This window comes from Streptosporangium sp. NPDC002524, assembly GCF_040295985.1.
In the GTDB taxonomy this organism is placed as follows: domain Bacteria; phylum Actinomycetota; class Actinomycetes; order Streptosporangiales; family Streptosporangiaceae; genus Streptosporangium.
Genome location: NZ_JBEOWK010000024.1, coordinates 79294 through 91195, shown reverse-complemented (window position 1 = coordinate 91195; position 11902 = coordinate 79294). Strand labels below are relative to the sequence as shown.

11 protein-coding genes are annotated in these 11902 nt (G+C 71.2%); 5 read left to right on the top strand and 6 right to left on the bottom strand.

Annotation, left to right across the window (positions count from 1 at the left end):
• The first annotated feature begins 110 nt into the window (after window positions 1–110).
• Window positions 111–527: a MarR family winged helix-turn-helix transcriptional regulator gene (locus ABT053_RS33100; protein WP_350974451.1), complete on the top strand. Its 417-nt coding sequence runs from the start codon at window positions 111–113 to the stop codon at window positions 525–527.
• 153 nt (window positions 528–680) lie between these two features.
• On the opposite strand, the gene ABT053_RS33095 is transcribed toward ABT053_RS33100, so the two are convergent.
• The 6 genes from ABT053_RS33095 to ABT053_RS33070 form a co-directional block, all read right to left on the bottom strand.
• On the bottom strand, window positions 681–1538 hold the full coding sequence (locus ABT053_RS33095; protein ID WP_350974449.1) for an ABC transporter permease: 858 nt from the start codon (window positions 1536–1538) through the stop codon (window positions 681–683).
• Window positions 1525–2685, bottom strand: coding sequence for an ATP-binding cassette domain-containing protein (locus ABT053_RS33090; protein WP_350974447.1), 1161 nt, complete (start codon window positions 2683–2685; stop codon window positions 1525–1527). Before ABT053_RS33090 ends, ABT053_RS33095 begins: the two co-directional genes overlap by 14 nt.
• A 1-nt stretch (window position 2686) precedes the next feature.
• Window positions 2687–5416 (bottom strand): class III lanthionine synthetase LanKC, encoded by a 2730-nt coding sequence (gene lanKC, locus ABT053_RS33085; protein WP_350974446.1) that lies wholly within the window; start codon window positions 5414–5416, stop codon window positions 2687–2689.
• Between the two features lie 76 nt (window positions 5417–5492).
• The gene (locus ABT053_RS33080; RefSeq protein WP_350974445.1) at window positions 5493–6269 is read right to left on the bottom strand and encodes a flavoprotein; all 777 of its coding nucleotides are present in this window, start codon (window positions 6267–6269) and stop codon (window positions 5493–5495) included.
• The gene (locus ABT053_RS33075) at window positions 6266–6889 is read right to left on the bottom strand and encodes a GNAT family N-acetyltransferase (protein ID WP_350974443.1); all 624 of its coding nucleotides are present in this window, start codon (window positions 6887–6889) and stop codon (window positions 6266–6268) included. The genes ABT053_RS33080 and ABT053_RS33075 overlap by 4 nt, the downstream gene beginning before the upstream one ends.
• Window positions 6890–7013: 124 nt before the next feature.
• On the bottom strand, window positions 7014–7868 hold the full coding sequence (locus tag ABT053_RS33070) for a helix-turn-helix transcriptional regulator (protein ID WP_350974441.1): 855 nt from the start codon (window positions 7866–7868) through the stop codon (window positions 7014–7016).
• Window positions 7869–8210: 342 nt separating this feature from the next.
• On the opposite strand from ABT053_RS33070, the gene ABT053_RS33065 reads away from it, so the two are divergent.
• The 4 genes from ABT053_RS33065 to ABT053_RS33050 all read left to right on the top strand — a co-directional run bounded on the left by ABT053_RS33065 (window position 8211) and on the right by ABT053_RS33050 (window position 11888).
• Entirely contained in the window at window positions 8211–8306 is a 96-nt protein-coding gene (locus tag ABT053_RS33065; protein WP_350974439.1) for a class III lanthipeptide, read from the top strand.
• 256 nt (window positions 8307–8562) lie between these two features.
• The gene (locus ABT053_RS33060) at window positions 8563–9504 is read left to right on the top strand and encodes an ABC transporter ATP-binding protein (protein WP_350974437.1); all 942 of its coding nucleotides are present in this window, start codon (window positions 8563–8565) and stop codon (window positions 9502–9504) included.
• A 63-nt stretch (window positions 9505–9567) separates the two neighbouring features.
• Complete coding sequence (locus ABT053_RS33055) at window positions 9568–10737, top strand: ABC transporter permease (RefSeq protein ID WP_350974435.1); 1170 nt, start codon at window positions 9568–9570, stop codon at window positions 10735–10737.
• The gene (locus tag ABT053_RS33050; protein ID WP_350974433.1) at window positions 10734–11888 is read left to right on the top strand and encodes an ABC transporter permease; all 1155 of its coding nucleotides are present in this window, start codon (window positions 10734–10736) and stop codon (window positions 11886–11888) included. The genes ABT053_RS33055 and ABT053_RS33050 overlap by 4 nt, the downstream gene beginning before the upstream one ends.
• Window positions 11889–11902 lie beyond the last annotated feature (14 nt).

The following is an 11902-nucleotide window of genomic DNA, read 5'->3' as shown; positions in this document are numbered from 1 at the left end:
TGCCGTACGGCACTTTCGGTTTGTTTGATCATGGAACTCCTTTACGATGTTTACTCAAACAGAGGTTACCTCACATTCATTCCGCGCGGCACTGGGATAAGTTCGGCGCTGTGGAGACGGAACTGGCCGACCTGGTGCACGGCGTCGGCCATCGACTGCGGCGGGGGTACGGTGAGCGGCTCGGCCCGCTCGGCCTGAGCCCCGGCCAGGCGCGGGCGCTTCGGGTCATCGTCGACTCCGAGCCGCCGTTGAAGATGGTGCAGCTCGCCGAGAGGCTGCGGATCGTGCCGCGCTCGGTGACCCCGGTGATCGACGCCCTGGAGGAGGCCGGGCTGGTCCGCCGCGAGGTCGATCCCGCCAACCGCCGCTCCACCCTGCTCGTGGTCACCGGCGAGGGCCGCGAGAGGTACGAGCGGGTGCGCGAGGCGCGCAGGCGGGTGGCCGAGGAGCTGTTCTCGGTGCTCACCGCCGATCAGCAGGACCGGCTCAGGGAACTGCTGGGCACGGTCGACGCCCAGTCCGCCTGACCGCTCCGGACGTGGCCGTCCGACCGTCCGGTGGACCGATGCCCTGCCGGGCCGCCTCGGGCCGGTGCCGGGGTGTTCACGGTTGGTACGAGTGCCGGGTGTGTGCCACCGGTCCGGTGTTCTCGGTCGTGCGGGCTCTCGGCGTGCCGGTTCTCAGTCGTTCCGGTTGAAACGGGCGACGGCGAGGGCGAGCATGACCAGGCCCGCCGCGCCGACCAGCAGCAGCTCCAGCGCCACCGGGACGGTCCATCCCGACCAGGACACCCCGGGGCCGTACACGGCCATCACCTCGGGCGGGACGGTGAGGTGGGCGAAGACGACCTGGCGCGTCGGGTCGACCGCGTACGTCAGGGGGTTGAGCAGCGTCAGGGTGTTCATCCACCCGGGCAGGTTGGTGAGCGGGAACAGCGCCCCCGAAAGGTACATCAGGGGCATGATCGCCATCTGCGCGATCCCCTGGAACGACTCCATGCTCGTCATCCGCGCGGCGACCAGCACCCCGAAGGCCGACATGGTGAAGCCGGTCAGGAACATCACGCCGACGAGCCCGGCGATGAGGGCCGGGTCGTAGGGTACGCCGACCAGCCCGGCCATGGCCACGATCACCAGGCTCTGGAGCGTCGCGACCAGCGCGCCGCCGAGGACCTTGCCGAACACGATCGCGGTACGGCTCACCGGCGCGACCAGCATCTCCCGCAGGAAGCCGAACTCGCGGTCCCAGACGATCGAGGAGGCGGAGAACATCGCGGTCAGGATCACCGTCATCGAGATGACACCGGGGAACATGAAGGTCTTCAGATCGACGCCGTCGGGGACCCCCGGCATCAGGGCCCCGAACCCGGTGCCGATGATGAAGATCCACATGAAGGCCTGGAAGAGCATGGCCGTGACCCGCTTGCCGTCGGTGGCGAAGCGGATCATCTCCCTGCTGAGCACCACCCGCACCGCGCGCAGGTTGTGGGCCATGCCGCGCAGCGGGACGCGGGCGGGGGACGTCTCAATCGCGGCCACGGACCGTCACCTCTTCAGCTTCGGCGCGGATGTCACCTTCGGCTTCGGCACGGATGTCACCGGAGTCGTCGTCGTCCGCGTCGTCCGTATCGTTCGCTTTGTTCTTGCCGGTCGCGCGGGCCGTGCCGTTCGCGTCGGCTTCGGTGTCCCGAGGGGCATCGCCGCTCGCGCCGTCCGGGTCCTTGTCCCCGTCCCCGTCCCCGGTGCCGGTGCCGTCCTCCGCGTCGCGGATGGTCGAGCCCGTGTAGGAGAGGAAGACGTCGTCCAGGGAGGGCCTGGTCATCTGCACGGATCGGATGGGCACGCCGAGCCCGGAGAACAGGCGCGGCACGAACTCCTCGCCGCTGGGCACGGAGAGGACGAGCCCGCCGTCGCGTGCCGTGACCTCGACCAGGAAGCGTTCCCGCAGTGCCGCCGCGGCGGCCTCGTCGTCGTCGGTGTGGATGCGGATCAGGTCCCTGCCCACCGTGGCCTTCAGCGCCTCCGGGGTGTCCAGCGCCACGACGGAACCGTGATCGATGATCGCGATGCGGTCGCAGTACTCGGCCTCCTCCAGATAGTGCGTCGTCATGAAGACCGTGATCTTCTCCAGCTCGCGCAGCTCGGCGATGTAGCCCCAGATGGCCACCCGGGTCTGCGGGTCGAGCCCGACCGTGGGCTCGTCCAGGAACAGCACGCGCGGGGAGTGCAGCAGGCCCCGCGCGATCTCCAGCCGCCTTCGCATGCCGCCGGAGTAGGTGTGCACGCGGTCGTCGCGGCGCTTCCACAGGCCGACGATGTCCAGGACGCGCCTCATCCGGTCCGCGATGGCGTTCTTGGGCAGGCCGTACAGCTCGGCGTGGAAGCTCAGGTTCTGCGCGCCGGTGAGGTACCCGTCGACGGTCGGTTCCTGGAAGACCAGCCCGATGTCGCGCCGCACCTCGTCGCGCCGCCGCACGATGTCGTGCCCGCCGACGGTCGCGCTGCCGCCGCTGGGCCGGACCAGCGTGCACAGCATGTTGATCGTGGTGCTCTTGCCCGCCCCGTTGGGGCCCAGCAGGCCGAACACCTCGCCGGGCGCCACGTCGAAGTCGACGCCCTTCACGGCCTCGATCCGCCCGTACTCCTTGCGCAGTCCCCTGACGGACACCGCCGCGCCGTCGTCCACCTCACCGCTCCCCGGGGTGCGAGAAGAACGGCAGGAAGGGGGTGCCGGTCCCGGCGGCCTGCGACATGGCGAGCAGGACGCCCGCCCCGCCCGTCGCCAGGTCCATGGAGAGCCGGAAGCCGTTGGTGCCGGGGAAGGCGAGATGCCCCCGGAAGGAGACGGCGTGCCGGCACAGGTCCCGCAGCCGGCGGTCCAGCGCCTCACCCTCGTCGAGACCGCTCCGGGAGCCGTCCGGACGGCCCTCCGGAGGGACGTCCGGCCGGTCCGTGAGCCGGTCCGTGAGCCGGTCCGTGAGCCGGTCCGTGAGCCGGTCCGTGAGCCGGTTCGTGAGCCGGGAGAGCACGGCCACCTGGCCGGCCGTGCCGCGGAAGAGGTCGGACTGCAGCGCGACGCGCGTCCGGCAGGCGCGCAGCAGGCCGGGCAGGCTCGCGCGGAGCCTGTCGTCCTCGCGGTGGGCGAGGAACTCGTCGGCGACCAGGGCGATGCCCGCGCTGCCGACGTCGAGGTAGGGCATCGTGCGCACGCCCGCCTCCTCGGCCACGAGCCCGCCGTCGGCGGTCGTCACGCACCGGTCGAGGTCGAGTCCCACGGCGAGCGCGGCGTGGTCGAGGTGGCCGGGGTCGCCGGTCCGTTCGAAGAGCCGGATGAGGAACAGGGCCACCCCGCACCAGCCCCGCATCAGGCCGGGCTCCACCGGGCGGGTGGGCGCGGGCAGCCCGGGGCCGCGGGCCGTGCCGGGGTCGCCGCGCCGTACGGCGTCCGCCAGCCGGTCGGCGATGGTGAGCGCCGCCGCCAGGGGGTCCCGCCCACCCGGCGCGTACCCTCCTCCCTCCGGCAGGCGGGCCAGCGTCGCCCCGATGCCCGCGAACCCGGAGAACAGCGAGATGTTCGCGCGGTCCGGCACCGGATGCCGGTCGAGCAGCTCGGCCGCCTCGTCCCGGTACCCCAGGTGGTCGAGGACGTGGACGAGACCGGCCGTGCCGTCGTAGAAACCCGGGCGGCGCGGGACGGTGCGCCGTACCGCGTCGACCAGCCAGCGCTCGTGCTCCGGGTGGCGGCCGTGGCCGGTCACCTCCAGCGCCCACAGCACCCCGGCCGCGCCGTGGGCGAAGCCGAGACCGCCGGACAGGAACTGGTGCACGTCGCCGGGGAAGAGGCGGTCCTCCCGCTCGGGGGTCGCGGAGGCGAGGATCCCCTTCGCCAGGGACGCGCGCACCGCCTCCCAGTCCACGACCGGCTCGTCCAGGCCGACGGGGTCCTCGTCCGGCCGCCGCGTTCCGGCGGGCGAGGCCGTGGAGACCGAGGAGCCGGGAGTCAGGTGGGACAGGATCGTCCCGGCCCAGTCCTGAGGGACCGGGAAGTTGTCGCACATCATCCGGACGAACCCGTGGACCTTGTCCGGCTGCAGTGCGGTGATCTTGCTGTACGGCAGGAACATGGCCAGGCGCACCGCGGCCAGCGCGTGCAGGTCGCGGTCGGTCCCGCTCTTGTTACGGCTGCCGAACCCCGTCGCGGAGAGTCCCGGCCGCCAGTCGGCGTCCGTGGCGTCGAACGCCAGCTCGAAGTCGACCAGCGCCACCGACTCGTCCGGCCTGACGATGACGTTGCCCAGGTGGAGGTCGCCGAAGACCACCCCGCGCGCGTGCACGTCGGCGATCAGCGCCTCGATCCCGTCGGCGATGCGCACCGCCCTGCGGGTGTAGGCCGCGATCTCCTCCTCGGTCGGCTCCGCCCTGGTCACCCAGGGGTGGGCGGTCCCGCACCAGACGTTCAGCGGCTGCCCGTCCATGTACTCCTCGACCAGGAAGCGGTGACCGGCCACGTCCAGCTCGTCGTACAGCTCGGGAACGCCCGGGATGCCCCGCAGCGCGGTGAGCGCCCAGCTCTCGCGGGCCATCCTGGTGATCGCGTCCTGGTGGTTGGCGTCCACCGCCGTGTGCGGGCGGGCCTCCTTGAGCACGACCTCCCTGCCGTCGGTGCGCCGGGTGGCCAGGTAGACGCCCCCGGCGTTGGAGAAGTGCAGGGCCCGCCGTACGAGATAGGGGAGCTCGGCGCCCGCGCCGTCGCGGCGGGAGTCCAGGTGCGGCCGGAGGAACTCCGGCAGCTCCACCCACTTCGGCGGGTCGAAGACCGGCCTGCGCCGGTCGGGCAGCAGGGTGCCGTCCGGGTGGCGGATCGCGAAGACGGTCTCGCCGTGCTCGTCCAGGCACGTCATCTCGGTGAAGCCGCCGTAGCGGACGAACAGCGGCCCCTTTCCCCAGCGCAGGTCGCTGAGGATGTACGGGCCCGGCTCGCCCTCCAGCTCGGCCGAGAGGTCCGTCAGCACCGCCCGCAGCTCCTCCTCGTCGCGCGGGTAGACGGTGACGAGCTTTCCGCTGGAGCCGCGCGGCGAGTACTTGGCGTTGAAGACGAGCAGCATGTTGCGGTCGCGCAGGTGCTTGAACGGGATGCCGCGCCCGACGCAGTAGTCCCAGGCGGCCGAGCAGAGCCGGTCGGCGTTGTCCAGCGTCGCCGAGAGGTGGACCTTCCAGCCCTGCTCGGCGGTGGCCTGGCCGGCCGGTCGCAGCGAGACCCAGACACCGCGCTCCTTGCGCACCCAGCCCTCGGGGACGGCCGCGCCCGACACGGCGAGCTCGGCGTCGCCGATGAAGCCGACCCCTCCCGACCAGCGCGTGGGCTCCTCGAAGAAGAGCGGGTCGGCCAGAGTGTAGATCTGCATCATGTCCTGCATGCGTGGTGCTCCCTATCGCGTGCCCGCTGCTGCCGTGCCGGTGCCGGTGCCGGTGCCGGTGCCGTGCCGTTCCGGCTCAGACCGCCTCCGCCTCGGCGGTCCGGGAACTCTCGGCGGTCCGGGAGCCCTCGGCGGTCCGGGAGCCCTCGGCGGTCCGGGGACCCTCGGCCGTCCGCGACCCCTCGGCCGTCCGCGACCCCTCGGCCGTCCGCGACCCCTCGGCCGTCCGCGACCCCTCGGCCGTCCGGGGACCCTCGCCGGACAGGGAGACGCGCAGTTCCTCCAGCATGCCGATGAGCGTCGAGAGCGGCGGCGCCCCCGCCGCGTCGCGCCGTCCGGTGGTCAGGCTCGTCACCGCCTGCACCGGCGAGACCACGACGTTGCGCCGCTCGGCGAGGGTCGCGAGGTGCCGCTGCAGGGTCGGGTTGTCCATCGCGCCCGGCGGCAGCGAGGGGGCGACCGCGATGGGGGCCGGGGTGCACTGCAGGGCGAGCAGCGCGGGGGTGTCGGCCAGCCCGAGGGCGAGCCTGGAGATGAAGTTCACGCACGCCGGGTAGACGACGACGCTGTCGCTCCACTCGGTCAGCCGCACGTGCAGCGCGTCCGGCCGCGTCTCCTCGGGCCACCGGTCCATCACGACCTCCCGGCGCAGGAGCACGCTCAACGCCTGCGCGCTCACGAAGCGTCCCGCGCTGGAGGTGAGGACGACCTGCACCTCAAGGCTCTTGTACGCCGTGATCAGCCAGTTGAGCCAGAACGGCAGGTACATCGCGGCGATGGCGCCGGTGCCGATCACGAGCAGCCGCTCGCCGCCGAACTCGGGGGGCCTGCGGCCGGGCGGGGTGTCCGTCAACGCGCGTACTCCTTGGGCCTCGTGACGAGCTTCCTGAGGTGGCGGACGAGCGCGCGCAGGCCCCTCGGCCGGTCGGCGTCCGGCCCCTCGACCAGCCGGGTGAGGACGTCGGCGCCCTGCTTCTCCCACATCTGCCGGTAGATGGCGTAGAAATGCACGTCCCACAGGCATCCCCGGAAGAACATGTGCTCGGGAAGGGTCGCCTCCTTGGGAATGAGGCCCCCGACCCAGCCGAGCCGGTCGATGCTGGCGTCCGTGGTGACGAAATAAACCTTGCGCACGTTCTCCCAGGTGGCGAACGCGTAATTGACGAGAAGCATCATCGCCTCGCCGCCGAGACCGTATCGCGCCTTGTCCGTGTCGGTGAATATGCCGACCTGGATGTGCCCGGCGGGGTCCATCTCGTGCAGGGTCCCGAACCCCACGGTCTCTCCGCTGTGCCGCAGCTTGATCGCAAAAAGCGCGGAAATATCCTGCTTTTTCATCTGCTCAACGAAGACCTTGAGTGGAGGCATGCTGTGCAGTCCCAGGCCGAGGAGGAGCTCGTAGAGGGCGACCCCGTCCGACAGGTCCGCGATCGCGAGCGTCGTCCGCTGAGTCTCGACATGGGGAATGAGCACGATTCTGTCACCTTGAATTCTCTCGGCGGCGATGGTCCCGGGGCGCAATGATCCCGTTGATCGAACCGTCGGATCTCGCTGACGGTTGGACATTAGGTTTGGGGTTCCTGGATAGTCAACGTTGTTATCCACGGTCACGGGAAAGCGGTAGGCGGCCGGAAACAGGCCCGCCTTCCGGCCCGGTGTCCGGCGTTGTCTCGCCGGCGGGACGACGCAGCCAGCCGAGCTCCTGGGCCCGCAGTGCCAGCTGGAACCTGCTGGTCGCGCCCGCCGACTGCATCAGCCCGTTGACCTCCCGCCTGACGGTTCGTTCCGCGATGCCGAGCCGGGCCGCGACGGCGTTGTCGGTCAGCCCCTCCGCCAGGAGTTCGAGCACGGCCCGGCACCGGGACCTGCCCCCCGGGCCCCCCGGGGAGGCGCCTCCCGGGGACGGCGCCGCGGACGCGGTGCTCCACAGGTGGTCGAAGACGGCCAGCAGGGTGGAGACGTGGCCGGGCCGCGTCACCAGGAGGATCGGGCCGGCCGCCTCGCCGGGCGGGGGCCGCAGGCTCAGCAGGGCCGTCCGCCGGTCGGTGATCAGCGCGGAGAGCGGCACCGAGGGCAGCGTCCGGATCCGGGAGCCGTCCGCGAGGGCCCCCTGCTCCTCACCGCCCGCCTCGGCGCGCGCGGGGGACGCGGGGGACGCGGGGGACACCGCGCGGTTCTCACCGGTGCGTACGAGGGAGGCCGCACGGTTCTCGTCGGCACGCGTGGAGGACGACGCCGCGCGGTTCTCGCCGGCGCGTACGACGGACACCGAGCGGTTCTCGTCGGCGCGGAGCTCGCCCGCGCGCTCGGACAGGAACCGGCCCAGCGGGTCCTCGGAGAGCACCGTGAGGACCTCGCGGAAGCGGCTCTCCGCCATCTGGTGAAACACTTCGCGCAGTTCCTGGAGCGTGATTATCCGGTCCCCGCTCACATTCGGCTCGGCGTGGTGCATGAAAAATATAATGTCACGTCTAAAGCCTCGGGCCCGTCGTCGTTTCCGACTTATGGAAACACCGGCCGGATGGCCGTTTTAGGACAGGCCGTTGCGCATTCCGGGGATCCATAACTATGTTTCGTCAGCGGAGCGGCCGGGATTGAAGCTTCGGTGGCACTTTCGTTTCGTCATCGCTTTTCGGTGGAGGTGTCACGGTGCAGACTCCGTGAAATTCGTGAATGCGAGCGTTCACCTTCCGAAACCGGCGAGGACGACGGCGCGCCACAGGAGAGAAAATCCGGCCGGCCCGGACCGCCACACGGCGGGTCTGATGTTCGAGCCCGCGAAGGAGGTGTCTTAATGGATCTGTCCAACATTCTCGAGCTGCAGGAGATCGACGTAGCGCCCGAGTACGCCGAGCTGCCCAGCAGCACGATCAGCAGCAGCACCTGCTGATTCCTCCGCGTTCGCGGGGGGAGACCCGGTGTCTTCCCCCGCGTTCGCGGTCCCCTCGCACCCGACGGGCGGCCGGGGCCGCCCCGGGCGATCGCGTCTCGCGGCTTTTTTCGCAAGAGTCCTCAAGGGTCCCCAAGAGCGGGCATCCCGTGCGGCGGCAAACGCCGCAGGCTATTCGGGGACGGAGCGCAAGGCCGTCGCGGTCCTTCTCCGATTATCTTGTGCGGGGAGAAGGGGACGTGTTGAATCTGTCCGTATGAGCGACATCATTCTGGTGTGCGAAGGACTCCGTAAACGTTATGGCCAGATAGTCGCCGTCGACGGTATCGGTTTTTCCATCGCCGAAGGCGAAGTCTACGGCCTGCTCGGGCCGAATGGCGCGGGAAAGAGCACGACGATTTCCATGATTGTCGGGGTCGTCGAGCGCGACGAGGGCACCGTCGTCATCGACGGGCAGCCGCACGACGCGCGGAACACGAAGACCAAGGCGCTGATCGGCTACGTACCCCAGGAGCTCGCGCTCTACCAGGACCTCACGGCACGTCAGAACCTGTGGTTCTTCGCGCAGCTCTACGGGCTGCGGGGGCGGCAGGGCAGGAGCAAGGTGGGCGAGGTGCTGGAGACGATCGGGCTGGCCGACCGCGCCGACGAGGCGGTGTCGAGCTACTCCGGGGGCATGGCCCGCCGCCTGAACATCGGCGTGGGGCTGCTGAACCGGCCGCGCCTGCTGATCCTGGACGAACCCACGGCCGGCGTCGACCCGCAGAGCCGCAACTCCATCCTGGAGAGCGTGCAGCGCCTCGCCGCCGACGGGGTGGCCGTGCTCTACACCACCCACTACATGGAGGAGGCCGAGCGCCTCTGCGACCGGGTCGGCATCGTCGACCTGGGCGAGATGAAGGCCGAGGGCACCCGCCGCGAGCTGGTGGACCTGGTGGGCGAGAACGACCAGGTGCTCCTGCAGGTGGACGGGGACCTGGACCGCGCGCGGCACGCGCTCGCCGAGCTGCCGCAGGTGCGCCAGGTGAGCGGCGAGGGGTCCGGGGTCGACCTGCTCGTGGACGGGGCCAAGGCGGTGCTGCCGAGACTCTTCGAGGTCGTGGCGGCCTCCGGCGGGGCGATCCGCTCGGCGGAGGTGCGCGAACCCGATCTGGAAGCGGTCTTCCTGCACCTCACCGGCAAGGCGCTCCGTGACTGAGGGAGGCCTCGTGACCGAGGGAAGCCTCGTGAACGAGAGGAACGGAGGCCCGCGGTGCGCGGAATGATCACCATCCTCGTGAAGGACCTGCGGCAGCGGGCGAAGGACAGCACCCTGATCGTCTTCGCGATCGTGCTGCCGCTCGGCATGGCCTTCATCCTCAACGCCGTCCTGGGCGGCGCCGGAGGCGAGTTCAAGGCCCGGTACGCCGTGGCCGACGCCGACCGCGGCGCGGGCAACGCCGGTTTCGCCGGGCAGGTCCTGGAGCCCATGCGCGAGTCGGGCGTCGTGACCCTGCGGCCGGTGGCCACCGCCGAGGAGGGCCGGGCGCTGGCGCAGCGAGGCGAGGTGGAGGCGGTCTTCGTCATCCCCGCGAACTTCTCCGCCGACGCGCGCGCCGGACGCCCCGCCACCCTGGAGATCATCGGCAGCGTCGCGGCCCCGGTCGCGGTCCAGGTCGCCCGCGAGGTCGGGCAGTCGTACGCCGCCGGGCTGCGCTCGGTCCAGCTGGCCGTCGTCGCGGCCTCCCCTACGGGGACGGCGCCCGGCGGCGAGGAGGCCGCGAGGCTGGCCGAGCGGGCCGGCGCGCTCCCGATGCCGCTCTCGCTGCGCGAGGACGCCTCCGCGGTGCGGCGGCAGCTGGACATCACGACCTACTACTCGGCCGGAATGGCGATGTTCTTCCTGTTCTTCGCCGTGGTCTTCAGCATCAGCAGCATCTTCGACGAGCGCAGGGCGGGCACGCTGACCCGGATGCTGGCCGCGCCGATCTCCCGGCCCGCGATCGTGCTGGGCAAGCTGCTCAGCGGCGTCCTGGTGGGCATCGTGAGCATGGCCATCCTCATCGTGGTCAGCACGCTCGTCATCGGCGCCCGCTGGGGCGACCCGCTCGGCGTGGCCGCGCTGGTGGTCGCGGCGGTGCTCGCCGCCACCGGGCTGATGACCGCGCTGGCCACGTTCGCCCGTACCGCCGAGCAGGCGTCGAACTGGCAGTCGGTGGTGGCGATGGTGCTGGGCATCTTCGGCGGGGTGTTCTTCCCCAGCGCGCAGCTCGGCGGGCTCACCGCGCTCGGCTACCTCACCCCGCACAAGTGGTTCATGCAGGGCCTGGCCGACCTGGCCGGCGGGGGGTCGCTGCAGGCCGTGGCGGTCCCGGTCGCGGCGCTGCTCGGCTTCGCCGTACTGGGCGGCGCGCTGGCGCTGGTCCGCGTCGGAAGGATGGTGCACGCGTGAAGGCCCTCGCCATAGCAATGGTCAACCTCCGCAGGGTCTTCAGCGACCGCACCAACATCTTCTTCGTGGTCGTCTCGCCGTTCCTGATGGTCTTCGTGCTCGGGCAGATGTTCGGCGGCAACCAGCAGCTGACGGTGGGCGTGGTGAGCGGCTCCGGGCCGCTGTCGGAGCAGCTGGTCCAGGCGCTGGGCTCGGGCAAGCGCATCGCGGTCGAGCGGATCGCCGACGAGTCCGCGCTGCGGACCGGGGTGGAACGCGGCACGGTGCGGGCCGGAGTGGTCGTCCCCGCCGACTACGACACCCGGGTGCGCGCGGGCGGCGAGGTCGAGGTGCGTTACCTGACCCGCCAGGAGGACCCGGGCGCGGCCGAGATCGGCACCTGGATCCGCTCCGTCGTCCCCCAGCAGGCCGGACTGCTGCGCGCGGCCCGCTTCGGGCAGCAGGAGGGGGCCGGAAGCTTCGACGAGGCCCTGGGCAGGGCCGCGCAGGCGAGCGTCGGGACGGTCCAGGTGCGCGTCACCACCGCGGGCGAGAGCATCTTCCCCGAGGGCTTCAACCCCTTCGGCGCCTCGGCCCCGCCCCTGCTGCTCCTGTTCACCTTCCTCACCTCGCTCACCGCCGCGATCGGGCTCATCGAGACGCGGCTGCTCGGGGTGGCGCGCCGGATGTACGCGACCCCGATCTCGGCGCGCTCCATCGTCGTGGGCGAGGCCCTCGGCCGCCTGGTCATCGCGCTCGCCCAGGCACTGCTGATCATGTTCGGCTCGGCCCTGATCTTCGGGGTCGACTGGGGCGACCCGTTCGCCGCCGGGGCCCTCGTCCTGGTCTTCTCCCTGGTCGGGAGCGGGGCCGCGATGCTCCTGGGGGCGGCGTTCAAGACTCCGGGGGCGGCGATCTCCGTCGCGATGGTCCTCGGGCTGGGGCTCGCCGCGCTCGGCGGCTCCATGGTCGCCCTGGAGTCGTTCAGCGGCACGATGCGGACCATCGCCCATCTGACGCCGCACGCGTGGGCCTACGAGGCCTTCGCCGAACTGGTCAGGCACGACGGCACCATCGCCGACATCCTGCCCCAGTTCGGCATCCTGAGCTGCTACGCCGCCGTCCTGTTCGCCCTCGGCGTCTGGCGCCTGCGTCGTGTCCTCACCCGGTAACGCCAGACCTTTGG

Bases quoted from the DNA above. Each gene is read 5' to 3' on its own strand.
- lanKC (WP_350974446.1), bottom strand. From the start codon at position 5,416: ATGCAGGACATGATGCAGATCTACACTCTGGCCGACCCGCTCTTCTTC.
- ABT053_RS33070 (WP_350974441.1), bottom strand. From the start codon at position 7,868: ATGCACCACGCCGAGCCGAATGTGAGCGGGGACCGGATAATCACGCTC.
- ABT053_RS33065 (WP_350974439.1), top strand. From the start codon at position 8,211: ATGGATCTGTCCAACATTCTCGAGCTGCAGGAGATCGACGTAGCGCCC.
- ABT053_RS33060 (WP_350974437.1), top strand. From the start codon at position 8,563: ATGAGCGACATCATTCTGGTGTGCGAAGGACTCCGTAAACGTTATGGC.
- ABT053_RS33055 (WP_350974435.1), top strand. From the start codon at position 9,568: ATGATCACCATCCTCGTGAAGGACCTGCGGCAGCGGGCGAAGGACAGC.